Source organism: Koromonas soli (genome assembly GCF_059726265.1).
In genome coordinates, this window is sequence record NZ_AP040872.1 from 3,111,179 (window position 1) to 3,135,780 (window position 24,602).

Annotated in this window: 25 protein-coding genes; 13 read left to right on the forward strand and 12 right to left on the reverse strand. The window is 58.4% G+C overall.

What is annotated here, in order from left to right; translation table 11 throughout:
• Positions 1 to 70: 70 nt before the first annotated feature.
• From AC6IY8_RS13580 to AC6IY8_RS13605, 6 genes are all read right to left on the reverse strand, one after another.
• The gene (locus tag AC6IY8_RS13580) at positions 71 to 361 is read right to left on the reverse strand and encodes a hypothetical protein (protein WP_497775060.1); all 291 of its coding nucleotides are present in this window, start codon (positions 359 to 361) and stop codon (positions 71 to 73) included.
• A 91-nt stretch (positions 362 to 452) separates the two neighbouring features.
• Complete coding sequence (locus AC6IY8_RS13585; protein WP_497775061.1) at positions 453 to 2,084, reverse strand: carboxylesterase/lipase family protein; 1,632 nt, start codon at positions 2,082 to 2,084, stop codon at positions 453 to 455.
• Between the two features lie 48 nt (positions 2,085 to 2,132).
• Positions 2,133 to 3,140 carry a DUF362 domain-containing protein gene (locus tag AC6IY8_RS13590; protein ID WP_497775062.1) on the reverse strand — a complete coding sequence of 336 codons (1,008 nt, stop codon included), beginning with the start codon at positions 3,138 to 3,140 and terminating at the stop codon, positions 2,133 to 2,135.
• Between the two features lie 8 nt (positions 3,141 to 3,148).
• The gene (locus AC6IY8_RS13595) at positions 3,149 to 4,156 is read right to left on the reverse strand and encodes a DUF362 domain-containing protein (RefSeq protein ID WP_497775063.1); all 1,008 of its coding nucleotides are present in this window, start codon (positions 4,154 to 4,156) and stop codon (positions 3,149 to 3,151) included.
• A 22-nt stretch (positions 4,157 to 4,178) separates the two neighbouring features.
• Complete coding sequence (locus tag AC6IY8_RS13600) at positions 4,179 to 4,679, reverse strand: DUF6599 family protein (RefSeq protein ID WP_497775064.1); 501 nt, start codon at positions 4,677 to 4,679, stop codon at positions 4,179 to 4,181.
• Positions 4,676 to 6,346, reverse strand: coding sequence for a 4Fe-4S dicluster domain-containing protein (locus AC6IY8_RS13605; RefSeq protein WP_497775065.1), 1,671 nt, complete (start codon positions 6,344 to 6,346; stop codon positions 4,676 to 4,678). Before AC6IY8_RS13605 ends, AC6IY8_RS13600 begins: the two co-directional genes overlap by 4 nt.
• 460 nt (positions 6,347 to 6,806) lie before the next feature.
• Here AC6IY8_RS13605 and AC6IY8_RS13610 point away from each other — a divergent pair, with 460 nt between their 5' ends.
• Genes AC6IY8_RS13610 through AC6IY8_RS13650 form a run of 9 tightly spaced genes read left to right on the forward strand, consistent with a single transcriptional unit; the run spans position 6,807 to position 13,594 of the window.
• Complete coding sequence (locus AC6IY8_RS13610) at positions 6,807 to 7,895, forward strand: NADH-quinone oxidoreductase subunit B family protein (RefSeq protein WP_497775066.1); 1,089 nt, start codon at positions 6,807 to 6,809, stop codon at positions 7,893 to 7,895.
• Positions 7,896 to 7,912: 17 nt separating this feature from the next.
• Entirely contained in the window at positions 7,913 to 9,715 is a 1,803-nt protein-coding gene (locus AC6IY8_RS13615) for a nickel-dependent hydrogenase large subunit (RefSeq protein ID WP_497775067.1), read from the forward strand.
• On the forward strand, positions 9,712 to 10,287 hold the full coding sequence (locus tag AC6IY8_RS13620; protein WP_497775068.1) for a NifU-related iron-sulfur-binding protein: 576 nt from the start codon (positions 9,712 to 9,714) through the stop codon (positions 10,285 to 10,287). Before AC6IY8_RS13615 ends, AC6IY8_RS13620 begins: the two co-directional genes overlap by 4 nt.
• A complete protein-coding gene (locus AC6IY8_RS13625) occupies positions 10,268 to 10,456 on the forward strand; it encodes a hypothetical protein (protein ID WP_497775069.1) in 189 nt (62 codons plus the stop codon). The genes AC6IY8_RS13620 and AC6IY8_RS13625 overlap by 20 nt, the downstream gene beginning before the upstream one ends.
• A gap of 19 nt (positions 10,457 to 10,475) precedes the next feature.
• A complete protein-coding gene (locus tag AC6IY8_RS13630; RefSeq protein WP_497775070.1) occupies positions 10,476 to 11,117 on the forward strand; it encodes a DUF5947 family protein in 642 nt (213 codons plus the stop codon).
• Positions 11,110 to 11,751 carry a DUF6084 family protein gene (locus AC6IY8_RS13635; RefSeq protein ID WP_497775071.1) on the forward strand — a complete coding sequence of 214 codons (642 nt, stop codon included), beginning with the start codon at positions 11,110 to 11,112 and terminating at the stop codon, positions 11,749 to 11,751. Before AC6IY8_RS13630 ends, AC6IY8_RS13635 begins: the two co-directional genes overlap by 8 nt.
• Positions 11,748 to 12,770 (forward strand): hypothetical protein, encoded by a 1,023-nt coding sequence (locus tag AC6IY8_RS13640; protein ID WP_497775072.1) that lies wholly within the window; start codon positions 11,748 to 11,750, stop codon positions 12,768 to 12,770. Before AC6IY8_RS13635 ends, AC6IY8_RS13640 begins: the two co-directional genes overlap by 4 nt.
• A complete protein-coding gene (locus AC6IY8_RS13645; RefSeq protein WP_497775073.1) occupies positions 12,763 to 13,104 on the forward strand; it encodes a hypothetical protein in 342 nt (113 codons plus the stop codon). Before AC6IY8_RS13640 ends, AC6IY8_RS13645 begins: the two co-directional genes overlap by 8 nt.
• Entirely contained in the window at positions 13,094 to 13,594 is a 501-nt protein-coding gene (locus AC6IY8_RS13650) for a hydrogenase maturation protease (protein WP_497775074.1), read from the forward strand. Before AC6IY8_RS13645 ends, AC6IY8_RS13650 begins: the two co-directional genes overlap by 11 nt.
• Before the next feature lie 260 nt (positions 13,595 to 13,854).
• Here the strand turns inward: AC6IY8_RS13650 and AC6IY8_RS13655 are convergent, their stop codons facing one another.
• From AC6IY8_RS13655 to AC6IY8_RS13665, 3 genes are read right to left on the reverse strand one after another with little or no spacing between them, the layout of a single operon-like run.
• Positions 13,855 to 14,676, reverse strand: coding sequence for an SDR family NAD(P)-dependent oxidoreductase (locus tag AC6IY8_RS13655; protein ID WP_497775075.1), 822 nt, complete (start codon positions 14,674 to 14,676; stop codon positions 13,855 to 13,857).
• Positions 14,660 to 15,817, reverse strand: coding sequence for a homoserine O-acetyltransferase MetX (metX, locus tag AC6IY8_RS13660; RefSeq protein WP_497775076.1), 1,158 nt, complete (start codon positions 15,815 to 15,817; stop codon positions 14,660 to 14,662). The genes AC6IY8_RS13655 and metX overlap by 17 nt, the downstream gene beginning before the upstream one ends.
• 2 nt (positions 15,818 to 15,819) lie before the next feature.
• Positions 15,820 to 17,163 carry a homocysteine synthase gene (locus AC6IY8_RS13665; protein WP_497775077.1) on the reverse strand — a complete coding sequence of 448 codons (1,344 nt, stop codon included), beginning with the start codon at positions 17,161 to 17,163 and terminating at the stop codon, positions 15,820 to 15,822.
• 314 nt (positions 17,164 to 17,477) lie between these two features.
• On the opposite strand from AC6IY8_RS13665, the gene AC6IY8_RS13670 reads away from it, so the two are divergent.
• On the forward strand, positions 17,478 to 17,933 hold the full coding sequence (locus AC6IY8_RS13670; protein WP_497775078.1) for a hypothetical protein: 456 nt from the start codon (positions 17,478 to 17,480) through the stop codon (positions 17,931 to 17,933).
• A 67-nt stretch (positions 17,934 to 18,000) separates the two neighbouring features.
• On the opposite strand, the gene AC6IY8_RS13675 is transcribed toward AC6IY8_RS13670, so the two are convergent.
• Entirely contained in the window at positions 18,001 to 19,614 is a 1,614-nt protein-coding gene (locus AC6IY8_RS13675) for an acyl-CoA mutase large subunit family protein (RefSeq protein ID WP_497775079.1), read from the reverse strand.
• A gap of 556 nt (positions 19,615 to 20,170) precedes the next feature.
• Here AC6IY8_RS13675 and AC6IY8_RS13680 point away from each other — a divergent pair.
• The 3 genes from AC6IY8_RS13680 to AC6IY8_RS13690 all read left to right on the forward strand — a co-directional run bounded on the left by AC6IY8_RS13680 (position 20,171) and on the right by AC6IY8_RS13690 (position 22,850).
• Entirely contained in the window at positions 20,171 to 20,464 is a 294-nt protein-coding gene (locus tag AC6IY8_RS13680; protein ID WP_497775080.1) for a hypothetical protein, read from the forward strand.
• Between the two features lie 169 nt (positions 20,465 to 20,633).
• On the forward strand, positions 20,634 to 21,884 hold the full coding sequence (glgC, locus tag AC6IY8_RS13685; protein WP_497775081.1) for a glucose-1-phosphate adenylyltransferase: 1,251 nt from the start codon (positions 20,634 to 20,636) through the stop codon (positions 21,882 to 21,884).
• Positions 21,885 to 21,968: 84 nt separating this feature from the next.
• Entirely contained in the window at positions 21,969 to 22,850 is an 882-nt protein-coding gene (locus AC6IY8_RS13690; protein WP_497775082.1) for a hypothetical protein, read from the forward strand.
• A 2-nt stretch (positions 22,851 to 22,852) separates the two neighbouring features.
• Here AC6IY8_RS13690 and AC6IY8_RS13695 read toward each other — a convergent pair whose 3' ends face one another.
• Together AC6IY8_RS13695 and AC6IY8_RS13700 are read right to left on the reverse strand one after the other, a co-directional pair.
• Complete coding sequence (locus AC6IY8_RS13695) at positions 22,853 to 23,446, reverse strand: YceI family protein (protein ID WP_497775083.1); 594 nt, start codon at positions 23,444 to 23,446, stop codon at positions 22,853 to 22,855.
• Between the two features lie 29 nt (positions 23,447 to 23,475).
• On the reverse strand, positions 23,476 to 24,591 hold the full coding sequence (locus AC6IY8_RS13700; RefSeq protein WP_497775084.1) for an NAD(P)/FAD-dependent oxidoreductase: 1,116 nt from the start codon (positions 24,589 to 24,591) through the stop codon (positions 23,476 to 23,478).
• Positions 24,592 to 24,602: the final 11 nt, after the last annotated feature.

The window sequence follows — 24,602 nt, forward strand, 5'->3', positions numbered from 1 at the left end:
TTGTTTCCTTCGATCAGGTGAAACGACCCCACTCTCTGAATAGAGCGTTGAGTGGGACACCTGTTGTGGCTTAAGGTGTGGCCAAGAGGGTAGCAATCTTTTGCAGGCGATGTCCGTGGGCAGTTTCTTCGCCGCCGTTTTGGCGGAACAGTTCTGCGGCTTCCGCATTGGAGCATTTTCTGGCCCAGCCTTCGAGAGCTTCGCCGCCAAACTCCGCCCGGGCAAGATTCCGCGCCAACTCCAGTGTGAGCTGAGGCTTCACCCATCCGGCAAGATAGGGGTTTTCATCACGCGCGGGGACCGGATAACTCGTTCCTCTCAATTTGCCGATTGCCTCGCTGAGACGCTCGGCGTGTTTCATCGGCGTTGCCCTGAGGTGAGGAGCAGCGGGCGTTGCGAGGAAATGTGCGATGGAAGAGGAGGCCCGCCGAAGACGGCGGGCCTTGATTCATCTATTTACCTTGCGCAGGTTCGGAGATTTGTCCCGGTTCTAAGCGCCTGGGTGTGGCAAGGGCTTCGACGAGGTCGAGACGGGCTTTCCAGGAATCAGGTCCGGCGACAGGGCCGTGCAGGGTAAAGTTCATGACCGTGTCGGAGTCGGCGGTGTAGGCGGGCCAGTTGGGAAGACCATCGCCAGTGGGGTTTCCAGTTCTGGCGAAGTTAACCCAGTACGCGTTGCATTGGCGAGCGATGGCTTCGTCCTGCTCGGTGGTCTTCACGTTATGGACAGCCTTTACCGTGTCGAAGACGAACGGAATTTCGGTGGCGTGCGGTGCGCCTTTGAGACGCTCGCGCAGCGTTTCGGCCACGTAGGAAAAGCGGTACTCGTAGGCGGGGGCGCCGGTTGCGGCGACGGCGCGAGCCACGAAGCGCGCAGGTTCGACCATCATCTGGTCGGAGGCGATGCGAATACCGACGATCATTGTGTTGTCGGACTTTTCAGGATTGAAGGCGGCTTTAGCTTTTTCCGTGTCGGGGCCGAAGGGAGCGAAGACCTCCTCCATGGAGCGGCCGCGCGGGAATCCAATGTCGGCACTATTGGCACCGATCATGACGGGAATTCGAGGCCAGCGTCCGGAGACGAGCGCAGATTGCGGACTCTCGCGAACGATGACGCCATCGACCATTGGGCCGGAATAGGTGTTGGCAGCCTGCCACATGGTTGCCATGTTGAGTCCGGCAACGACCTTGTCGGCAGGAAGTTTGCGAAGAGCCGCAAGGGCATTTGCATCTGTGCCCTCGATGCCGACGCTTTTGGCAAAGTTGACGCCGAGCTCTTCAGCAGATGGGCGGCCTTGCGGCGAGGTCTTGTCGAGATAGCGGAGGCCCATGAGGTGGTCGCGACCGCCGCCGGATTGCACGATGGCTTTCTGGAAAAGTCCCTGAGAGGCTGAGGAAGAGAGCAGGGTCAGGACCGAGCCTCCGCCGGCGGACTCTCCGAAGAGGGTGATGTTTTTGGGATCGCCGCCAAAGACAGCAATATTGCGCTGCACCCACTTGAGCGCGGCGATCTGATCCATGTATCCGTAATTGCCGAGTGGGCCGCTGGGGTTCTCTTTAGTCAGGGCCGGATGCGCGAAGTACCCGAAGCGGCCAATGCGATAGTTGAAGCTGACGAAAACAACTCCGCGCTCGGCGAAGTGCGTGCCATCGTAAACGCTGGGAGAGGTGCCTCCGTTGACGAATCCTCCACCGTAGATCCAAACCATTACCGGGCGCTTGGTTTTCGACGGCGCGGCGGGCGTCCAGACATTGGTGTAGAGGCAATCTTCACTCAGCGGGCCACCGAGCGGCGCGGCATCGGAGGGAAATGGAACCTGCATGCAGTCGGATGCAAAGGCAGTAGCGGAGCGTATGCCCTTCCACGGAGTGACAGGTTGAGGCGCTTTCCAACGCAAGTCTCCTACGGGCGGGGCGGCGAAAGGAACGCCGAGGAATGAAACAACACTGCCATGAATGGCGCCTTTGATTTCTCCAGTGTCGATCTTGACCTGGTCGGGTGTGGCGGTTGCAGCCCACACGCTGGACGCGGTGAAGAGAACTACGATGGCAATGATTCTGGTAAACAAGTTCGTTCGATCCATGAGATCCGTTTCTGCGGTATGTCCGCGAATGAACACTTCAATGCGTATTTACGAACTCAATGTCACCAGTCGCGAGTTAACCTTCTCGAACTCATGTTTTCCGAGCCCGCGCTGGCTGGCCAATGCGAGGTATGGCATGCGGTCGAGGCCAAGATTCCAGAAGGTTTTGGCGACGTAGGCGTCGATGGCAACGGGATCGGTTCCGGCGACCATGGTCTTCTTGAGTGCGACATCGGCGAGATTTCCTCCGGTGGGGCCGTTGCGCATGAGGATACGGTAGCAGTCCACCATGGTGAGGGTGGGGCGCACGAAGTCGGCAAGATCGACGAGGCTCTCGTGAATGTGCTGATGCAACGCGCTGCGCTGGCCTCCTAGCATGCCGAACCAGTTCTTCATGCCGATGGTGGCTCCGCTCAGGCTGTGGTGCTTGGCGATGGGAAGATTGATGATCTTGTCGGCGGTGAGAAACGGCTCGAAGATCTGCCAGTTGCGCAGGCCTTCGCCTTCGAGATCAACTTCGCGGAAGCGGCTGGGGTCGGGGAGCATGACCTCGGCACCGGCGTTGCGCGCGGCTTCGGCGATGCCCGAGCGCTGGAAGCAACGGCGCGGGTCGTTGCAGCTAACATCGGTAACGATGACCTTTTTCGCTCCGGCTTGCATGCATTGGCGCACGACTTCGGCGACAACGTCGGGGTTGGTGTTGGCAGCCTGCTCGGGCGTGCGGTCCCATCCGATATTGGGCTTGACGAGTACAACATCGGAGCGCGAGATGAATCGCTCGATGCCGCCGAGTTCGCGGAGGGACGACTGCACGAGTTGCGCGGGTTCGCCGCCCTGCGCAATGACAACGTCAGGGAATCGGGCATCGGCGGCAACGGTATGGCTGCGCTTGACGTTGGTGAGAACGGACTCGACCGGCTTGCGGCTGCGTCCGGTGAGCCATGTGCCGAGGGCAGCGGTGCAGGCGCCGATGGCGCCGAGTTTTGAAAGCGTGAAGAGGGCTTCACGGCGGCTAACGCCGCTGTTTCCGGTTTGCATGTCGTTGCCGCCTTTCATAATGTGAACTACACCTCAACCAATGTGATTCGCTTCGGATCGTTGGTTCCGAGGGCGCGTGCGTGATCGGCGGCGCTCGAGATGTAGCGCGGCGGACGGCCTTCGGCCTCGAGCGTCTTCAGACCTTTTTCGGCACGCTTACGTTCGATCATCTGCCAGGCGGTGAAGTCGAGAGCTACGGGATCGCTGCCGACGATGAGGCTGTCGGGGCGCCACACGTATTCTGCTTTGAAGCCGGGGCCGCCGTGGTAGCAGGCGCTCGTGGCGTCGCAAATGGTGAAGCGCACCTTGTTGCGAATGCTGGGGAGCATGTTGACATCGGCGACGGCAGGATTGCAGCCGTTATCGTGGCAGTTCTGCGGGTTGTTGATGACGCCGTACATGTTCTTCATGCTGGCTGTAACGCCTGCGCCACTGTGGTCCTTGAGCAGAGGGACGTTGATGGTAAGGGCAGTCATGCGGGTAAGTATTTTGGATACGCAGCAACTGGCGACACCAAACTTCTCGGGAACATCTTCGTAGCCGACAGCATCGGTGCCGACGCAACGCACTTTGCCGGGAGCGGAGGATAGCTTGAATCCGGCGCGCTCGAGTTCGCGATTGGTGCGGTCCCAAATGACGATGTCGTAGGGCTTGATACCCGCCTGCTGCAGGCGCTCGGTGATTGCCTCGACGAGAACGACATTGGTCGAGAGGCCGCGTCCGGCGATGGTGTTCACCTTGAGACCTACGACTTCGCCGAGTTTCACGAGTTTCTTCCAGGGATCGACGGGATTTTTCGAGCCGAAGTAAGACTGCATGGCGCGATCGAGCAAGGCGAGCATGCGTGCAGGATCGGGCGAGGAGCCGGAACCGCGCAGTGCAGCATCTTTGGCAATGACGATTTTCGATTTCGCGGCAGCGACGGACGGTGCGCTCTTCGTGAAGGCCAGCGCGTCGACGGCGCCAAGCGCGACGGTTCCGGCGACACACGTTTTCAGAAAGTCGCGGCGGTTTGTTTCCTGCTTCGAACTCATGAGTGCCTCCTGTGCTGCGCGCTTATTGCAAAATGCGCTTCTCGATTCCCTGCCCCAGGCTGACCAACGCCGGCTGTGCATCGGGCGTGTCCTGATAGGCGACGATGCGGACGAGATACGGGCCCTTGCGGAAGACAACGCTTTGGCTGAATGCACGCGCGGCATCGCCGAGTGGAACTGATTTGGAGTTTCCGGCGGGATCGGCGTCGTAGATGGTTTTAGCGGCGTTGGCGTCGCTCATGTGATAGACATCGGCGACGGCTTCTATCTTGCCCTGGAACTTGTAGTCGGAGGTGGCAGCGCTCTTGAAACCCGCCTTCAGATACTGCTCGGCACCGCCATCGATGTAGTCGGAAAGATTGGACGATGTATAAGTGCGGGTGTCGCCGGTCTTCTCCCAACCGGCAATCTCGTTGGAAGTCGGCAAGGGCTGGGCATCGCCTGATTTCTTGCACGCAGTCGCGATGAACAATGCAAAAAGCATGAGCGTGGTCGCGACGCGCAATGTGTTGCGAAAAGTCATTTCCTGGATTTCTCCTTGATCCTGTTGAGCAAAATCTGATTGTCACGCGAACGGCTCTCGCCGACGCTGGTGACCGCGATGGCGGGGCGGTCCTGCAGCACGCAGGCATGCTCGCATGAACCGCACCCGACACATCGCTCGGGGTTGACGCGCGGCTGCTTGATCGTCTTCGGCTTGCCGCTTGCGTCGATGACTTCGGCTTCCTGCACGTAGATGGCTTTGGGCGAGGTGGGACACCACTCTTCGCAGACAATGCAGTCGGTAGCCATGGCCCACGGCAGGCAGCGTCCACGATCGTAGAAGGCGGTGCCGATGCGAATAGGCTTTGTTTCGCTGGTGCCGCCAACGCCGACAACCCATCCCTTTTCTTTCGCAGTGATTTCCCAGATGGCGCCAGTGGGGCAGACTTGCGAGCAGAGAACGCAACTCGGCTCGCAGTATCCGATGTGCGGCACGACAACGGGCGTCCATAGGCCTTCGAGGCCGGCGTCGGTAAATGCAGGGTGCAGAGCATTATTGGGACAGGCCTTCATGCACTCACCGCAGCGAATGCAACGTTGCAGGAAGTCGCTCTCCTTGAGTGAACCCGGAGGACGGAGCAGGTGTTCGTTGCGGCCCGTGGCGAACCCGGCAGTGCTGCGCAAGAGCGGAACGGCGGCAACTCCGGCTGCGATTCCGGTGAAAGCCTTGCGACGCTGCAGGTTCGGTGTCTCTTCTGTGGTTGGGCTGTCGGGGAAGAACTTGAAGGAAACGCTGTTCTCAGGGCAGGACTCGACGCAATTCAGGCACAGGACACATTCGGACTTGTGCCACTTCGCGGTGGCGATGGGATCGTCGCCTCCCTGGCAGTGCATGAGACAGCGATTGCAGTTGGTGCAGCTTTTCGCATCCTTCTGAAGGCCGAGAACAGACCAGCGAGAGACGATGCCGAGCAACGCTCCAAGCGGGCAGATGGCGCGACACCAGAAGCGTGTGACTCGCAGGTTCGACGCGAGAACAAGAAAGAAGATGATGCCGAGGAAAACGCCAGTGCGGAAGTAGGGCTGCTTGAAGGACAACAGAACGGTTGAACCCAGAACGGTATGCAAGCCTCCGCCCAAGAACTGGAGTGGGGCGAACCTGCTGTGCTCAAGCGGGGCGAGCGCGCTGTTGAGAGCGTAATTAAAAGCAGGCAGCACGGACAGGCTAAGCGAACGCACGAGGAAAGAGAAAGGATCGAACCAGCCGACGAGTCCGGAACCAAAGGCGGTAGCGACGAGCACGGCGAATAGGATGTAGTACTTCGTGTTCTGCCAGCGCTTGTAGCGGTTGGATTCAATGAGTTGCTTGCCGCGCTTGCTCTCGGATTTCCAACTGCCGAGGAAGTGATGGATGGAACCCATGGGGCAGATCCACCCACAAAAGAAGCGGCCGAAGAAAAGCGTGGGGATCAGGACGAGTAATGATATGAGAAGTCCGCGATACAGGGCGTGGCTGGCAAGAGCATTTGAAACTGCGACCAGTGGGTCAAGTTCGAAGAAGAAACGGACAGGGTAAGCAAGCCGAATATCACTGGCGGTATTGCGGACAGAGCCGCGGAACTCGGTGAGCAGCAACAGCAGAAGAAACAGAACAAAAAAGCAGATCTGCGACAAACGACGAAGCTTAACTACTCTCCCGCGATCCACGACGCCCCTTCTATGCGGTGTAAAAATGCCTTTCTACCGGGAAAGTAAATTAGAAGTCTTCGAGCTACTTTCGTCAACGGGCACGGGGGCGTCGGCAACATGATGCGTGTTGCCGCTCACAGCGCCGTGTGCGACGGGTCACCAAGGAAAGAACCGCAGGATCTCATAGGGTGCGTTCGGAGCTGGTTGAGAGTGCTCCAGAGGCTCGCAATGACTGAGGTTCTGGCGCGTGCTGCTTAACAAGTTTCGCGAACAATCGAAGGCATCTCACTAGAAGGGTGCGCCATCTCATGCCACGTTCACACGGCACTGCGTGGTTGCGTGACCTCAGCAATCCCTATCTCCCACGCGGGGCCAGCATTCCGAGCGCAACTCTTCTGAGGTTCACGACCTCACGACTCCATTGCGCTGACCGCCTCTCGCGACGGCCGACGCCTTCCTGATAGAAAGGAGCGCCAACATGCCGGCAGACGTTCTCTCCTTCGGCAACAAGCCTGCTGTGAGCGATGTACATATTGTGTGGCTTACGGCTGGCCTGAGCTGCGACGGCGATTCGGTTTCAGTCACTGCGGCCGAACAGCCCAGCATCGAGGATGTGGTTCTGGGAGCAATTCCGGGACTGCCGAAGGTTCACCTGCATAATCCCGTGCTCGCCTATGAAGTGGGCTCCGACTTTATGAAGTACTTCTACCAGGCTGAGCGCGGCGAACTGGACCCGTTTGTGCTCGTGGTGGAAGGCTCGATTCCGAACGAAGAGATCAAGCAGGAAGGCTACTGGGCAGCGCAAGGAACGAATCCTGAAACTGGCCAGCCGATCACAACTTGCGAATGGATTGACCGCCTGGCACCAAAAGCGCTGGCCGTGGTTGGAGCAGGAACATGCGCCACCTATGGCGGTATTCATGCGATGGCGGGCAATCCGACGGGCGCAATGGGGCTGGCTGACTATCTGGGCTGGGGATGGCGCTCAAAAGCAGGTCTGCCGATTGTGAATGTGCCGGGGTGTCCGGTGCAGCCCGACAACTTCATGGAGACGTTGCTGTACCTGCTGTTCCAGGCTGCGGGGCTGGCGCCGATGATTCCGCTGGACGAGCAGTTGCGGCCTACGTGGCTGTTTGGCAAGACGGTGCACGAAGGCTGCGATCGCGCCGCGTACTACGAGCAAGACGATTTCGGAATCGAGTATGGCACGCCGAAGTGCCTGGTAAAGGTCGGGTGCTGGGGGCCGGTGGTGAACTGCAACGTCACCAAGCGTGGCTGGATGGGCGGCATCGGCGGATGTCCGAACGTGGGCGGCATCTGCATTGGCTGCACGATGCCGGGCTTCCCGGACATGTTCATGCCATTCATGGACGAGCCTTCGGGCGCGCGCTTCTCAACCGCAGCACTGACGATGTACGGCAAGATGATCCGGGCCCTTCGCGCAATTACCAACCGAACCGTGAACGGAGAACCGGAGTGGCGCCGTCGCGGTCGCGAGCTGATTACCGGCTACAGGCCAAAGCAAGGCGCCTACAAGGCGCACACGCACGAGCGCAGAGCCGCTTGAGTGGAGAGGATCGAGACATGGGAACAATTGCCGATACATTGCACGAAACTCCGGCCAAGAAGCGAAACCTGGTGGAGATGAACTGGGATCCCATTACCCGAATTGTGGGCAGCCTCGGAATCTTCACCAAGATCGACTTTGAAAACAAGGAAGTGGCTGAGTGCTACAGCACCTCGTCGATCTTTCGCGGATACAGCATCTTCATGAAAGGCAAAGATCCGCGCGACGCGCACTTCATTACGAGCCGCATCTGCGGCATCTGCGGCGATAATCACGCGACCTGCGCGTGCTATGCGCAGAACATGGCGTTCGGCGTGAAGACTCCACCACTGGGCGAGTGGATCATCAACCTGGGCGAGGCAGCCGAGTACATGTTTGACCACAACATCTTTCAGGACAACCTGGTCGGTGTGGACTTCTGCGAGCAGATGGTGAAGGAGACAAACCCGGCGGTGTGGGACAAGGCACAACACACTCCGGCTCCGAATGCAGACAAGCACGGACACCGCACCATAGGCGACATAATGACGGCGCTGAATCCCTTCACTGGCGAGTTCTACCGAGAGACGCTGGTGATCAGCCGGCTGACGCGCGAGATGTTCTGCCTGATGGAAGGGCGGCATGTGCATCCCTCAACGCTGTATCCAGGCGGTGTGGGAACGGTGCCGACGGTGCAACTGTTCACGGACTACCTGGTGCGTCTGATGAAGTACGTCGAGTTCATGAAGAGGTGTCTGCCGCTGCACGATGATCTTTTCGACTTCTGGTATGAAGCACTGCCGGGATATGAAAAGGTCGGCCAACGCAGAGTGCAACTCGGCTGCTGGGGTGCATTCAATGATCCGAGAGTGGTCGATTACAAGTACGAAAACATGTCGAACTGGGGACGCCACATGTTTGTGACGCCCGGGATCATAGTGGATGGTGAGCTGGTAACGAATGATCTGGTACAGATCAATCTTGGAATGCGCATCCTGCTGGGCAGCTCGTTCTACGACGATTGGCAGCAGGAGGAAACGTTTGTAAAGACCGATCCGCTCGGGAATCCGGTGGATCAGCGGCATCCGTGGAACCAGACGACGACGCCGCGTCCGCAGAAACGCGACTTCAAGGGCAACTACACCTGGGTGATGTCGCCTCGCTGGTTTGATAAGCGAAGTGGAGATCACCTAGCGCTCGACACGGGCGGCGGACCGATTGCGCGACTGTGGTCTACAGCGCTCTCTGGGCTGGTCGATATTGGCTACATCAAGGCGACGGGACAGAGTGTGAAGATTACGCTGCCAAAGAGCGCGACGCTTCCGGAAACGACGTATGAGTGGAAGATTCCGAAGTGGAGCAATGCAATCGAACGCGATCGCGCGCGCACGTATTTCCAGGCGTATGCGGCGGCGGCGGCGATCTACTTCTGCGAGCAGGCTATGCAGGAACTGCTGGCGGGAAACTCGAAAACGTGGGCGCCGTTCAAGGTTCCGGAAGAGGCAATCAGTTGCGGATTCCACGAGGCAGTGCGGGGCGTGCTGTCACATCATGTGGTGATTCGTGATGGCAAGATTGCAAACTATCATCCGTATCCGCCGACTTGCTGGAATGCGAATCCTCGCGATGTGTATGGCACGCCGGGTCCTTACGAAGACGCGGTGCAGAACACGCCACTCTTTGAAGAGAACGGCCCGGAGAAATTCAAAGGCATCGACATCATGCGCACGGTGCGCAGCTTCGACCCATGCCTGCCGTGCGGTGTGCACATGTATGTCGGGGGAGGCAAGGTGATCGAGGCGCGGCATTCACCGATGTTTGGTGTGGATGGGAAGAAATGACGATGGACAATCGCGAGTTCCAGGCGCACACAGAGCAGATCGAACGATTGGTGCAACGCGTTTCCACATTGCCGGATGAAGTGGCGCGCAATGCGGGGCTTGAGCTGCTGCAATCAATGATGGACCTGCATGGCACAGTGCTATCGCGCGTAGTGGAAGTGCTGAGCGCAACGGAGGCGGGACGAACGTCGCTTGAGAAATTGGGGATCGATCCGCTGATATGCGGGATGCTGGTGCTGTATGGCATTCATCCGGTGCCGGTTGAGGAGCGCGTGAGAGCGGCAATCGAGCGAGCACGTGCGCAGCTTCGAAAACAGAATGGCAGCGCGGAGTTGCTCGAAGTTTCCGACACGGTAGTGCGAGTGAAGATCACCAGCACAGGACATGGATGTGGGTCGTCACTCGATGCCTTGAAGAGCACGGTCGAGCAAGCGATTTACGAAGCCGCACCAGACGTGGTTGACGTTGCGGTGGAAGGTGTAACTTCGGCGTCCACGAGTGATTTTGTTCCGCTGAACCTGATCCAGCCAATGACAAAAGAGGATAGGAATTATGAAGAATCCGCGGCCTGATATCAGTTCGCATACGCCCGGAACGAAGCGTGCAGAAGAGTGGACGTACAACGGCCATAAAGAAGTAGGGCGTGAAGGGCGTACTCGAACTGCACGCGATGCAACGGGCATCAACGCCGACCGCCGCGCTCCGATCGACCCTAGAATGCCGCACCTGCCGCCAGCGTAGGCCCACGAGGATGAATGCAGTGAACGGCCAGACGGGGCGAGGATCGCTCGCAACACTGCGTCAGTTTGTTCGCCAACGGCGAGAGCCGGTGGAGGTGTGCGAGCTTTGTGCAAAGCCAGTCCCAGCACAACATCAGCATCTGCTGGAGTTGCAGAAACGCGAGGTGGTTTGCGCGTGCGAGGGCTGCGCGATTTTGTTCGGCGGTAATGCACGGCAGCGCTATAAGCGGATTCCGCGTGATGTGGTGCGGTTGCGCGACTTCAAGATGGAGAGTCACGAGTGGGAGAGCCTGCTGATTCCGATTAACCTGGCGTTCTTCATTCATAGCAGTACGGCAGATCACGTTATTGCGATGTATCCGAGTCCGGGCGGCGCGATGGAGTCTTCCCTGGACCTGGAATATTGGAATGCGGTAGTGGAGCGCAATCCTGTACTGACGAGTTTTGAGCCGGATGTAGAGGCACTGCTGGTGAATCGACTCCCGCATGATCCGCTGTATTTTCGCGCTCCGATTGATCAATGCTTCCGGCTGGTGGGGCTGATGCGAATGCACTGGAGAGGACTCTCGGGCGGGGAGGAAGTGTGGAAGGAAATTGAACGCTTCTTCGACGAATTGAAGACGCTGAGCAGAGAGCAGTGGTGCGAGGAACAAGGTGCCTGAGCTGCGCTTCCAGGTCGAGGGAGCGGAAGCTACGGCGCACGCGGCGACGCCGTTGATCACCTTCAAGGTGCGCGCAACGGACGCGCAGATGCAGCCGATTCAGTCGATGGCGCTGCGGGTGCAAGTGCAAATTGAGCCTGCACGGCGGCGCTATACACCCGAGGAGCAGGAGAACCTGCGCGACCTGTTTGGCGAACCTGAACGCTGGAGCAAATCGGTGCATTCGCTGCTGTGGGCGAATGTGAACGTGAATGTGCCTGCATTCGATGGCAGCACGCTGATTGAGGTTCCGGTGCCGTGCACATTTGATTTCAACGTGGCGGTCACGAAATACATTCACGGCGTTACGGCTGGCGAGATTCACACGTCGCTGATGTTCAGCGGAACGATTTTCCATTCCGGCAGGATGGGACTGCAGATTGCGAAGATCCCGTGGAACAGTGATGCGACGCATCGGCTGCCCGTGCAAGTGTGGAAAGACATGATGGACCTCTACTATCCGAACACGGCGTGGTTGTGCCTGCAACGCGACGTGTTTGAGCGGCTGTACAAGTATCGCTCGCGCTACGGGCTGGCGACTTGGGAGCAGGCGCTGGAACGCATGCTGGAGCAGAGCGAGGAAGTGAAATCGTGAACCGCGAGATTGCCCGCAAGATCGCAGACGCCGTCCTCTATGAAGGGCACATGCTGTATCCATACCGGCCATCGGCAATCAAGAATCGGCAGCGCTGGACCTTCGGCATTCTGTATCCGGGCGACTATGTGGAGGTAGGGCGTGGAACAGAACGGCGCGCAATGCACTCGGAATTTTTGCTCGAAGCGAAGGGTGAGGCAAAGCTGCATGTTGAACTGCGGTTTCTGCAGTTGAGGGCGCGGCAGGTGGAACGCGCCGATGAGTCCGGCGAGCGTTTTGAGCACAGGGAATCTCTGCGCATCGATGGGCGACTGGTTGAAAGTTGGGACGAGGTGGAGGCACGGTCGGTGGAGTACGAAGTCGCGGTGCCGGGATCTGCTTCGCAGCAGTTTCGATTTCCCGGCAGCAGCCGGAGTGAATTGGTGCATGACGCTTCTGGCGCGCTTGCGGGAAGGTTGAGGTACACGCAGCAGGAAATATCGGGATCGATCTTCGTGAAGGCGGAGGAGGTTGCAAGCGGTGTTACGAAGGTCGCCATTGATGTGGTGAATGAGGGCGCAGCGCTGGGCGATTCGACGAATCGGGACGCGACGTTACTGCGTTCGTTGCTATCGGCTCACCTGATACTCACGGCTGAGGGAGCGCAGTTTGTCTCGCTGCTGGATCCGGTGGAGGGGTTGCGAGAGGCGGTGAGCAGGTGCAAGAACGTGGGTAACTTTCCTGTGCTGGTGGGCGTGGAACCTGAGCGCGATATGCTGCTTTGCTCGCCGATTGTACTCTATGACTATCCACAGATTGCGCCGGAGAGCGCCAATGACTTCTTCGACGCGACGGAGATGGACGAGATGCTCACGTTGCGCATTATGACCCTGACCGACGACGAGAAGAGCGAAATGCGCATGGCGGACGAGCACACGCGGATGCTGCTGGAGCGCACGGAGCAGAATGCACGCGAGCAACTGATGCGGACGCATGGAGTGATTCGAAGCATGCGTCCGGCGAGCGATGGACATGAGTGAGTGGAATGTCGGGTGGAATCCGCTGGCTGAGGAACCGGAACACGAGCCGATACGGAGCATCATGCTTCGAGGCGCGGAGGTGAGGCTCGGGGATCGCGTGCGGGTGTGGCCGGCGAAAACAGCGGACATTCTGGATATAGCGCTCAAGGGAAAGGTGGCCGTTGTTGAGGCGATTGAGTGCGATTTCGAAGGACGCATGCATTTGGCTGTGGTGCTGGAAGACGATCCGGGCAGAGATTTGGGAATGATGCGGCAGCCGGGACATCGGTTCTTCTTTACCCCGGAAGAATTGGAGCCTTTCGCGGTTTCAGACGAGGCATCTGATGGGCGATGACACGAGCAACATGATTCTGGTCGCGGGAGTTGGAAACATCTTCCTGGGCGATGATGCGTTTGGGGTAGAGGTCGCGCAAAGGCTCGGGAAACGCGAGCTTCCAGATAACGTGAGCGTCGTGGATTTCGGAATTCGCAGCTACGACCTGGCGTACGCGCTGATGGAACCGTGGAAGCTGGTCATCCTGGTGGATGCTGTTCCGCTGAACGAGGCTCCGGGAACGGTGTGCTTGATTGAGCCGACATTGCCGCAGGAAGGCGAAACAGCATTCGATGGGCACACGATGAATCCGGTGAGCGTGCTGCAAATGGTTCAGACTCTCGGCGGCAAGGTGGGACGCATGCTGGTGGTGGGATGCCAGCCAGCGGGTGTCGAGGCAGACGAGGATGGACAGATGGGGCTGAGCCCGCCAGTGGCAGCAGCAGTGGACGAAGCGATTCGGATGATTGAGGAAATCATTACAAGCACTCGAAGGACAATCGCGGCGTAGCCGTGAAGGAGATTCCTATGCTCAAGAACATGATGAAGTGGGGAACGGTAGCGGCGACGGTCTATTCGCTGTACTTCTTCAGAGGAGACATTCAGCGGTACGTGAAGATGAAGATGATGTAGGTTGTCTCCCACATTCGCCAACAGAGGGCGGATGTGGGCCACCGGGCGGAGTGGGACGGCTAAGAAGCAAAAGCAAATGCAAGAGCAACCCCACCCTAAACTCGCAAAGGACGCGAGTTAAGGATGGGATGTGGGAAATTAGCCGCAGAGCACTGAGCCGCCGTTGACGTTGAGCACTTCGCCGCTGATGTGGCGGGCCCAGTCAGAGGAGAGGAAGACGACAGGGTGAGCGATGTCCTCGGGAGTGGCAACGCGCTGCAAGGGAATGGAGCGCGCGATTTCGTCGTAGCGCCCGCTACGCTCGAACTCGGATTTGTTCAACTCGGTATCGACCCAGCCAGGGGCAATACAGTTGACACGTATGTGCGGGGCAAGTTCGGTGGCGAGTGATTTGGCGAAGCTGATCTGGCCGCCTTTGGAAGCTGCGTAGTTGCTGTATCCGGCCTCGCCGCGCTGACCTGCCGTTGAACTGATGATGGTGATGGCTCCGCGGCCGCTGCGTTTTAGCTCGGGCACGGCGGCGTGGCAGATGGCCCAGGTGCCTTTCAGGTTGGAGTCGATTACTCGATCCCAGAGCTTCTCATTGAGCTGCTCGATGGGAGCGCCTTCCCAGATACCGGCGTTGGCGACAACGATATCGAGTTTGCCGTATGCCTTTACCGCTTGCTCAACGAGGCGATGGCAGGTTTCAACGCTGGTGATGTCGCCGCGAAGAGCGATGGCCTGTCCTCCGGTCGATTGCACAAAATCCAAAACTTCTTCGGCGGCGCGGTCGGCCTGCAGGTAGTTGAAGACGACCTGAGCGCCAGCTTCGGTAAAGCGCTCGACGATGGCGCGGCCGATGCCGCGCGAGCCTCCGCTGACGATGGCTACGCGGTTCTCAAGAAGTTTCTCGGGGGACAAACCAACAGCCGAACTGGAAACGAAATTGTCTCGCACTGTCTCAGGCAAGGTCGCCATTGCGCACTCCTTCTGTTACTCCGATCTCGAGCCCGCGAAAGGAGTCGAGCGACGCTTCCTCCGCATTGACGAAAGCCCGCAGCGAGTGAATCAGCTTGTCGGGCTCGGCGAGGAAGGAATCATGACCGTGGGAGGAAACGATCTTTTCATATTGGCAATTGACGCCCGCGGCACGGAGCTCCTGGGCGAAGGCGTAGACATCGGCCTCGGGGAACAGCACGTCGCTCGAGATGCCGAACAGCAAGACCTTGGCGCGAACGCGCTCCCAGGCGTGGCCGTTCCAATCACGCTGGGGGTCGAAGAGATCCATGGCACGCGTGATGGTGAGGTAGGCATTGGCGTCGAAACGTTCCCAGAAGATCTTTCCCTGGTATTCAAGATAGCCCGCGATGTCGAAGCGGCCCTCTTCCGATTCCCACGGCGCAGTTCCCTTTCGATCGGCACGGCGACCATGGCGCTCATGGAAGAGTTCGGCAGACTTGTAGGTGGTCATGGCGATACCGCGCGCCTGGGACAATCCTGTGCGCGGGCCGGGACCGTCGTAGTAGTCTCCACCGCGCCATTCGGGATCGAGTTTGATGACCTCACGTTGGAGATGATTGAGGGCGAGCCCGAGAGCGTTGAGCTGGGTGGTGCCCATGGCGACGACGCGATCGACCCACTCAGGGAATTCAACCGCCCACTGCAGTGCCTGCATTCCGCCGATGGAGGGGCCGATGACGGTCTTCAGGTGCTTGAAACCCAGTTCCTGCAAGCCAAGTTTCTCGGCGCGTACCCAGTCACGAACTGTGACTTGCGGAAAGGTCGCTCCGTAGGGACGTCCGGTGGCGGGGTCGAGCGAAGCTGCGCTGGTGGAGCCGTAGCAGGAGCCGATGACGTTGAAGCACACCACGCATTCGCGCTCGAGGTCAAAAACCCGTGTCAGCAGATCGGGCCACCACTGGTCCACCCGCGCTGAACCTGACAGCGCGTGGCAGACCAGCGTGACATTGCTCCCGTCCTCATTGGGCTCGCCGTAGATGGCATAGCGCAGATTCACGCTCTGCAATGTACGGCCACTCTCAAGCTGGAACGGACATCGCTTGGTGATCGACACCGTTCCCTGAGTGAGGTGAAGGTTGCGTAAGTGGTCGGTCGCCATGGCTATTTTCCTGCTCCGCGGCCAGCCGGCTCGGGCTGGGTGTGCTTGGTTCCATTGGCGGCTTCGATGGCCTGTGCGAGATCGTCGATGATGTCGCGCACGTCCTCGATACCGATGGACAGCCTCACCAGTTCAGGCGTGACTCCGGTGTCGGCCTGCTCGGCGGCGCTCAACTGCTGGTGAGTGGTCGAGGCAGGGTGAATGATGAGCGACTTGGAATCGCCGATGTTGGCAACGTGGCTGAAGAGCTTGATGGAGTCGATCAGCTTGCGTCCAGCTTCGTAGCCACCCTTAATGCCGAATGTGATGAGAGCTCCCTGCCCATTGGGGAGATACTTCTTGGCGCGCTGGTAATACTTGCTGGATTCGAGTCCGGGATAGTTGACCCACTCGACTCCGGGGTGCGTCTCAAGGTAGTTGGCCACTTTCAAGGCGTTTTCGGAGTGACGCTCCATGCGAAGGTGAAGAGTTTCAGCGCCCTGGAGCAGCAGGAACGAACTGAAGGGAGAAAGAGCCGCGCCGGTGTCACGCAATCCCTGCACACGGGCCTTGAGGATGAAGGCGAGGTTTCCGAAGGCAGTGGTGTAGCTGATGCCGTGGTAGCTCGGATCGGGATCGACGAAATCCTTCTTGAAGCGCGGCGAGGCTGTCCAGTCGAACTTGCCGCCATCGACGATGATGCCGCCAATGGTGGTTCCGTGGCCCCCGATGAACTTGGTGGCCGAGTTCACGACGATGTCAGCTCCCCACTCGATGGGGCGGGTGAGGGCGGGAGAGGCGGAAGTATTGTCGATGACGAGCGGGATTCCTTTTTCGTGCGCGATCTTGGCCAGCGTCTCGATGTCGGAAACGTCGAGCTTTGGATTGCCAAGCGTCTCGGTGTAGAGGGCCTTGGTCTTATCGGTGATGGCGGCGCGAAGGCCGTCGAAGTCATCTGCATCGACGAACTTGACCGTGATTCCCAGGCGCGGCAACGTGTAATGAAACAGGTTGTAGGTGCCGCCGTAGAGCGAAGTGGTCGATACGATCTCATCCCCGGCTCCGGCGAGCGTGGTGATAACGAGCGTCTCAGCGGCCTGTCCCGAAGCAGTGGCGAGTGCTGCGACGCCGCCTTCAAGGGCCGCAATGCGGTTCTCGAAGACGTCGGTCGTGGGATTCATGATGCGGGTGTAGATGTTTCCGAATTCCTGCAAGCCGAAGAGTCGGGCGGCGTGATCGCTGTCATCGAAGACGTAGCTGGTGGTCTGGTAAATAGGGACCGCGCGCGCCTTTGTGGTCTTATCTGCGCTCTGGCCGCCGTGGACGGCAATTGTGGCTAGTTGGTGCTTCTTCTCGTTTTCCGGCATCGCGTGACTCCTATTCAAAATTTCTTGGCATAAACAGAAACGACCCAGGCTATGTGCCGTGGGTCGTTTGGAAACTCGTTGATGTCGCTTTGCTTGTTCTATTTAAGCTTCTGCGAACTCTCGAGCGCGCCCACGGCGGTACGCATGCACATCATGTGCATACACATGGCCATGGCCGTAACAATGAGAGTAGCGCTCAACATCATTCTGCGTTTCTACAGGAATGTGGGTTGTGCTGTCAAGTCCGTAATTTTCTCGTTTGTGGGACTGGAGTTCTGGCCAGCGCTGCCGATAACGTTCCTTGGAGACTGTAGATGAAGATCGGCTGCTTCCTCGTCCTGCTTTGCTGCACGCTTCCCGCCTTCAGTTTCGATGGGCGCGCGCAGCATGCCACTATTCACTCGATGCGAAAAGTTTCGTGCGAGCTAACGTCTGTCATACCGACACCCGGAATGCCGTTCGCTGCCGTTCCGAGCGCGGCTGAAGACGAGTGCACGGAATATGAAATTCTCACGGAACAGGTGGCCTACATTGTGCGGCCAAATCGTCCGGTTCTGCTTCAGCTTGGGACCAGTGTGTCGATCAAGCTGGTTAAGAACGAATTACTACTGCGCGCGCCTAACGCGGCGAAAGATGTACGTTGCGCGGTGATCTCGATGGACATGCGCTCGGAGTCGGAACGTAAGCAGCGGGGACGCTCTGAAAACATGTGCTACACCGATACAGGACGGGAAGCACCCTGCCCCGAGCACACGAGTCTGCGTCGTTGACGCGGTAGAGCAAGCAAAAGAAAAGGCGCGGATCGCTCCGCGCCTCGTTTATTGGGATGTCGCTGGATCAGATGACCATGACTTCCTTGTATTCACCGAAGACCTTGCGCATGGCGTCGCAGATTTCGCCAAGAGTGGCGTTCTTTTCGACGGCTTCGATGATTACGGGCATGAGGTTGCTACCGCCACGAGCGGCTTCATCGACGGCGCGAACTGCAGCATCCGTGGCTGCCTGATCGCGCTTGGCACGGAAGGCACGCAGACGCTCGACCTGACGACGCTCGAGTTCGGGATCGATCTTCTGCAGCGGAACCGGCTTCTCCTGATCGACGGTGAAGGAGTTCACACCAACGACGACCTGCTCCTTGCTATCGACCGTCTTCTGGAACTCGTAGGAGGAGTTCTGGATTTCCTGCTGCACGAAGCCGCGTTCGATGGCCTTCAGCATGCCACCCATAGTGTCGATCTTGCCCAGGTATTCGCCGGCGCGCTTTTCGATTTCGTTCGTCAGCGTCTCGACGTAATAGGATCCGGCGATCGGGTCGATGGCCGCTGTCACTCCACTCTCGTAGGCGATGATCTGCTGGGTGCGCAGAGCGATGCGGGCCGAATCTTCGGTAGGCAGCGCCAGCGCTTCGTCAAACGAGTTGGTGTGCAGCGACTGCGTGCCGCCGAGAACCGCAGCCAACGCCTGCAGAGCCGTGCGAACAATGTTGTTCTGCGGCTGCTGAGCGGTGAGCGTCGATCCGCCGGTCTGGGTGTGGAAGCGCAGCATCAAGGCCTTCGGAGAGGTGGCGCCGAAGCGTTCGCGCATGATCTTGGCCCACATACGGCGGGCGGCACGGAACTTTGCGATCTCTTCGAGGAAGTTGTTGTGGCAGGCGAAGAAGAACGAGAGGCGCGGAGCAAACTGGTTGACGTCGAGTCCGGCGTCAACAGCGGCCTGCACGTAGGTGATGCCGTCGGCCAGCGTGAAGGCGACTTCCTGCACGGCGGTGGAACCGGCTTCGCGCATGTGGTAGCCGCTGATGGAGATAGTGTTCCACTCCGGCACGTTCTGGTTGCAGAAGGCAAAGATGTCGGTGATCAGGCGCATCGCAGATTTCGGCGGGTAAATGTAGGTACCGCGCGCGATGTACTCCTTGAGCACGTCGTTCTGGATGGTGCCGCTGAGCTTCTTGGGATCGAAGCCATTGCGCTTGGCAACAGCGATGTAGAGCGAGAGCAGAACGGCAGCCGACGAGTTGATGGTCATCGAGGTGGAGACCTTCTCCAGGTCGATGCTGTCGAAGAGCCGCTGCATGTCTTCAATGTTGTCGATGGCTACGCCGACCTTGCCTACTTCGCCGAGTGCGAACTGGCTGTCACTGTCATAGCCGATCTGGGTGGGAAGGTCGAAGGCTACCGAAAGGCCCATGGTGCCCTGGCTGAGCAGGAAGCGATAGCGCTTGTTGCTCTCTTCGGCATCGCCCATGCCTGCGTACTGACGCATGGTCCAGAAGCGTCCGCGATACATGGTGGGCTGCACGCCGCGCGTAAAAGGAAAGCTGCCCGGCGAGTTGAGCTCCCGCTCGTAGTCAAAGTCAGCCAGATCGGCTGGCGTATAAAAAGGGTTCACTACGATGTGGGAGGTGGTTTGAAAGACTTTTTCTGGCTTCTTAGTGGCTGCTTTTTCAGACATTGGCCGGCCTCAAGGCTTTAAATTCTGGAGCGCTTCCGGCGTGCCCGCCAGAAGGAGCTCAATCCAAAGTAGAGAAACATAGCGCCGATGACTCCAGCGATCACGACCCGCTCCGGTCCTGCTTCATGGGCCGTGTATTTCCTGTATTCACGGAGAAAGGCGCTAACGATGATGACGGTAAAGCAAAGGAATATAAATCCGCTGACTTCCAAAAACAATACTCTAAGCGTGCCCAGCACGGACCCGAAAAAAGCAGCCGCGCCCGAACGGACCCCCCGGAAGACGCGCTTGTTCCGGCCCGGAGCACCACGCAGTTGCCGGAAAGCGGTTCCCGCCCCGGCACCCAGAAGGGCACCGAGCGAGGATCGTCTCACGCGAGGTTGTGCATCGCTCATGGCCGTATTGTAACGCCCTCGCCCACGGCTTCCGAGAGGCAATTGTCACAAGCCGCGGTGCTGTGGCCCATTTTGCCCTGAATGCCCAGAAAATCCCTTTAAAAACTTATGACTGCCACGTGGCATCTAATGCGGAGGTAGGGCCTTACCGGGAGACTATTGTGGATCAAAAACTTGAAAGGCTCATGAAGCAGCTCGGGGAAGCCATCAACGACTCCATATCCGATTCCGAGCAAATTGCCGAAGTCATATCGCGCATCAAGACCGACGGCTATGACATTTTTGTGGTGCTCGAGGCCACAGTGGGCTTCAATAAGCGAGAATCTGAAGCTCCTCTCGCCGCCCCTTCACAAGGTGAACCGGAATTAAAGATGAGTCCGCAGGACGCTCGTTTTCTGAAGTCACTCAGAATCTCCGTCGACCCTAAGCCCGGCCGCAACGAAAAAGCCGCTTAGCGCGCCTTCCGGCGTTCGACCTTCTAACATTTCAACTTTCAACAGAGGCTGGTCGCCTGTGCTACCATCCTCTGTTGTCGCCCTCGTTACATTGCGCACACATCAGCACGCATTCCTGTGCTGCAGTCGGGCACTCTACAGTTAAAAACTCTTCAGTTCAGGATAGAAGATGAAGGACACTCTGGGAGTTTTACTTGCTGGCGGCGCAGGCGAGCGTCTTTATCCGCTTACCCGCGACCGGGCCAAACCTGCGGTCACTTTCGGCGGCATCTACCGCATTATCGACGTAACGCTCTCCAATTGCATTAATTCAAATCTGCGCCGCGTTTACATTCTTACGCAGTACAAAGCGCTGTCGCTCAATCGCCACATTCGCGAAGCGTGGGCGATCGTTGCCACGGAATTAGGCGAATTCATCGAGATACTTCCTCCCATGAAGCGCGTCAGCGAAGACTGGTACAAGGGAACGGCGGATGCCGTGTACCAGAACATCTACTCGATTGGAAGCGAGCGCTCGAAGTACGTCCTGATTCTTTCCGGCGACCACATTTACAAGATGAATTACGAGCTGATGCTCGAGCAGCACTGCCAGTCGGGCGCCGACGTCACACTGGCTACCATCTTGATCGACCCCAGCGAGTCGCGCAGCTTTGGAGTGGTGGAACTGGCGCAGGATGGACGGGTCACAGGATTCCAGGAGAAGCCGAAAAAGACAGACCTGCGCTCGCCCTATGATCCGACCAAGATCTCGGCCTCGATGGGCATCTACCTGTTCAACACCGATGTGCTGATTCCCGCACTGCTGAAGGATGCCGAGGATCCCGAGTCACGCCACGATTTCGGTTACAACATCCTGCCCAGGATGGTGGATGACTACAAGGTGTACTCGTACAACTTTGTGGATGAGAACCGGAAGGAAGCTCTGTACTGGCGAGACGTGGGAACGCTCGAAGCTTATTACGACTCGAATATCGATTTGGCAGCAGTTTCCCCGGAATTCAACCTCTACGACCAGAGCTGGCCCATTCGCGGTTATCAGCGGCAGTATCCGCCAGCGAAGTTCGTCTTCGCCGAACCGGGACGCACGGGGCTTGCGATCGATTCGGTGATCAGCCAAGGCTGCATCATCTCGGGCGGCTCTGTGCGCAGGAGCGTGCTGTCGCCGGACGTGCGGATCAACTCGTATTGCGAAGTGGATTCCAGCATCCTCTTTAGCCACGTGAATGTTGGGCGTCACTGCCGCATTCGGAAGGCGATCATCGATCGCGACGTTCACCTGCCTGAGGGCACGGTGATTGGATACGACACAGAAGCTGACCGGCAGAAATACTTTGTTACCGAGAGCGGGATCACGGTGGTTACGCGAGACTACTCGCTCTTCGAAAGCCCGGTCGCGGTGGACTACTACACCAGCGAGTAATCTCCTACGTCTTTGCGCAGGCCCGGATACGTCCGGGCCTTAACTTTTGTCTCCGCAACTGTGAATGCAGATTTGCGAATTTGCATGTTGCCGCGTGGAGGAAATCAGCAATCCCGCGCCAAGCATCCAATCGACATGCGTAATGTTCCCGCATTCTTCGCAGCACAATGCCTTTTGGCGGTGGCGCTGCTCGGTGCACAGGCCAAGGCGACCGCGTGCAATGTAGATGGGGGTTATCGCCAGATGTATAACCTCGACTTTGCGGGCGCACATGCGACCTTTGAAAGCTGCGAGACGGAGCGCGCGAGCGATCCACTGCCTCATGTTTCCAACGCAGCAGCGTATCTGTTTTCCGAGTTTGAACGCCTTCACATCCTTGAGGTTGAGCTGTTCACGGATGACTCGCGATTTGATGCGCGCAGCAAGCCGCGGCCGGATCCCGCGATACGTGAAAAGTTTATGTCTGAGCTCTCATTTGCCGACAGCCTGAGCGGGCGGACATTGGAGACGAATGGCAATGACCGGGATGCACTACTGGCACAGGTGCTAGCCAACGGTTTGCGCAGCGACTACGCGGCGATGATTGAAAAGCGCAACATGGCGAGTCTTGGATACATGAAGACCTCGCGCAAACTTGCGCAGAGGCTCCTTGAACTCGATCCGTCGTGCTATGACGCCTATCTTGCGGTGGGAGTGGAGAATTATCTGCTGGGAGCTTCTCCCGCGCCGGTGCGATGGATGCTGCACTTGGGCGGGGCTGAAACCGACAAGAACGCCGGTGTCGCAAGGCTAAGAATGACTGCAGAGCACGGACGCTATCTCGCACCTTTTGCGCGATTATTGCTCGCGGTGGCTGCGATTCGAGAGCACGACAGCACGACGGCACGCACCCTGCTTGCGGGATTGAGCCGCGAATTTCCTAACAACCAGCTCTATGGCCGCGAACTGGCACGCATTCCGAAATGATCTCAGCGGGTCGCGGCTGCTGACTGCGTGAGCAGGGCGTGAGTATGGATTGAGACATCCACCTTCTTGCTGACCTTCAGGAACATCACACTTGGATTCTTCATACCCCACGCGACGTATGGAATTTCAAACTTGGTGTCTGCATCGGCTGCGCCGTTCTTCGACTCCGTCTCGACTGCTAACGTCAGGGGATGGTCCTCACCATGGATGCGAAACGTCCCGTGAAATTCCAAGTGCGATGGACCTGTTTCCGCTAGTTTCCCGCTCACCGATCGGGCGGTAAAAACGACCTCTGGATACTTCTGCGTTTCGAGAACTTCGCTAAGCATCTTGTGATCGCGACTCTCATTGCCTGTCTGCCCACTTGTGGCATCAACGATAAGCTGGCCGCTCGCGTGGCTGGTAGATGGATCGAAGCTGAGAGTGCCACTCTTGAGCCGGAAAGTGCCGTGAACGGTATGCATGGTGCTGGATAGAGTGAACTCGATTTTCGTGTCCTTGGGATCGAGCCGCACCGCCACAGGTTGCGCCCAAAGCGAGCCCCATGAAGAGCAGCAGATAACCACGGCCAAACCAGCTACGATCGAACGCCTCATGCCTTGCCTCCAGATCCTTTGCCTGCAACTCAGGCGGTCAGCAGGTTCCACCCAAACGAGATGAAATCGCTCACTCCAAGCTCGAGCGGTGAAATGCTCCTGGTGTGCATTGCGAGCAGCTTGCCGAAAATTTGCGGTGACTGATCGAAAGCCTGAAAGGCGCGGCGGCGCAAGGATGGATGATCGTCCATCAGCAACATCAGCTCACCCATAAACCGCGGTAATCGGCTGATGCGCTGATGTACGGCCTGATATTGCCGCAGGTCACCAGAGCACATGGCCTCGGCCAGAGCGAGCGCCTGATGAAAGCTCAGGCTAAGGCCATCGCCGGTGACAGCATCGACAGAGCCGGAGGCGTCTCCGATGAGTGCGAGATTATCTCGCGTCACGGCTGAAAGTCTGCGTGTGGTCGTGACTGCTCCCATGGTGCGGTCGCAGGGCTGAAGGTCCGAGAGATGCGCTTGCAACTTGGGAAACGCAGGCAGTGCGCGTTCGAGTCTGGCATGTTGGTCTGTGGTGATAAATGCTACGCAGATCTCATCGGCAGAAACAGGCGATACGTACATCTGGCCGCAGTTGGCCCAATGCACCTCAACAAACGACGACCATGGCGTGATCTTGTAATGGCTACGGAAACCGAATCGGCGGCGGTAAAGCTTACCAGCGGCGAGACCCGCCTTCTGTCGCAAAGGAGAGTTCTGCCCATCGGCACACACTGTGTAGCGGCTTCGGATCACACTGCCCGCGACGGTTACCGCATCGCGTGCGACCATCTCTACGCGTGTTCCCCAGTGAAGCTTCACACCGAGACTTTCTGCGCGGGCGACCAGCGCGCTGTGCAGCACGGGGCGCTTCATGGCGAGGCCGTGGCCGTGCGGGAAACGCGCGCGGGTTTCTCCCGCTGCATCGATGAAGTGAATTCCCTCGAAGGGAGCTGCGCCGAGGCTGCTCAGATTGATACCAAGCTGTTGTAGTGCGACAAGGCCGTCGGGCATGATGCCTTCGCCACAAGCTTTGTCAATGGGAGGACGAGCGCTGTCGGCAAGCACGACGCTGAGGCCGCGTTGCGCGGCGGCGATGGCGGCGGCGAGACCTGCCGGGCCTCCGCCAACTACGAATACGTCAGTGCCTAAATCATTCGACAACCGATCGCTCT

What these genes read in the sequence shown, in the direction of transcription:
- AC6IY8_RS13580 (WP_497775060.1), bottom strand. Translation starts at nt 361, where the DNA reads ATGAAACACGCCGAGCGTCTCAGCGAGGCAATCGGCAAATTGAGAGGA.
- AC6IY8_RS13585 (WP_497775061.1), bottom strand. Translation starts at nt 2,084, where the DNA reads ATGGATCGAACGAACTTGTTTACCAGAATCATTGCCATCGTAGTTCTC.
- AC6IY8_RS13590 (WP_497775062.1), bottom strand. Translation starts at nt 3,140, where the DNA reads ATGAAAGGCGGCAACGACATGCAAACCGGAAACAGCGGCGTTAGCCGC.
- AC6IY8_RS13595 (WP_497775063.1), bottom strand. Translation starts at nt 4,156, where the DNA reads ATGAGTTCGAAGCAGGAAACAAACCGCCGCGACTTTCTGAAAACGTGT.
- AC6IY8_RS13600 (WP_497775064.1), bottom strand. Translation starts at nt 4,679, where the DNA reads ATGACTTTTCGCAACACATTGCGCGTCGCGACCACGCTCATGCTTTTT.
- AC6IY8_RS13610 (WP_497775066.1), top strand. Translation starts at nt 6,807, where the DNA reads ATGCCGGCAGACGTTCTCTCCTTCGGCAACAAGCCTGCTGTGAGCGAT.
- AC6IY8_RS13615 (WP_497775067.1), top strand. Translation starts at nt 7,913, where the DNA reads ATGGGAACAATTGCCGATACATTGCACGAAACTCCGGCCAAGAAGCGA.
- AC6IY8_RS13620 (WP_497775068.1), top strand. Translation starts at nt 9,712, where the DNA reads ATGACGATGGACAATCGCGAGTTCCAGGCGCACACAGAGCAGATCGAA.
- AC6IY8_RS13625 (WP_497775069.1), top strand. Translation starts at nt 10,268, where the DNA reads ATGAAGAATCCGCGGCCTGATATCAGTTCGCATACGCCCGGAACGAAG.
- AC6IY8_RS13645 (WP_497775073.1), top strand. Translation starts at nt 12,763, where the DNA reads ATGAGTGAGTGGAATGTCGGGTGGAATCCGCTGGCTGAGGAACCGGAA.
- AC6IY8_RS13650 (WP_497775074.1), top strand. Translation starts at nt 13,094, where the DNA reads ATGGGCGATGACACGAGCAACATGATTCTGGTCGCGGGAGTTGGAAAC.
- AC6IY8_RS13655 (WP_497775075.1), bottom strand. Translation starts at nt 14,676, where the DNA reads ATGGCGACCTTGCCTGAGACAGTGCGAGACAATTTCGTTTCCAGTTCG.
- metX (WP_497775076.1), bottom strand. Translation starts at nt 15,817, where the DNA reads ATGGCGACCGACCACTTACGCAACCTTCACCTCACTCAGGGAACGGTG.
- AC6IY8_RS13665 (WP_497775077.1), bottom strand. Translation starts at nt 17,163, where the DNA reads ATGCCGGAAAACGAGAAGAAGCACCAACTAGCCACAATTGCCGTCCAC.
- AC6IY8_RS13670 (WP_497775078.1), top strand. Translation starts at nt 17,478, where the DNA reads ATGAAGATCGGCTGCTTCCTCGTCCTGCTTTGCTGCACGCTTCCCGCC.
- AC6IY8_RS13675 (WP_497775079.1), bottom strand. Translation starts at nt 19,614, where the DNA reads ATGTCTGAAAAAGCAGCCACTAAGAAGCCAGAAAAAGTCTTTCAAACC.
- glgC (WP_497775081.1), top strand. Translation starts at nt 20,634, where the DNA reads ATGAAGGACACTCTGGGAGTTTTACTTGCTGGCGGCGCAGGCGAGCGT.
- AC6IY8_RS13690 (WP_497775082.1), top strand. Translation starts at nt 21,969, where the DNA reads ATGTTGCCGCGTGGAGGAAATCAGCAATCCCGCGCCAAGCATCCAATC.
- AC6IY8_RS13695 (WP_497775083.1), bottom strand. Translation starts at nt 23,446, where the DNA reads ATGAGGCGTTCGATCGTAGCTGGTTTGGCCGTGGTTATCTGCTGCTCT.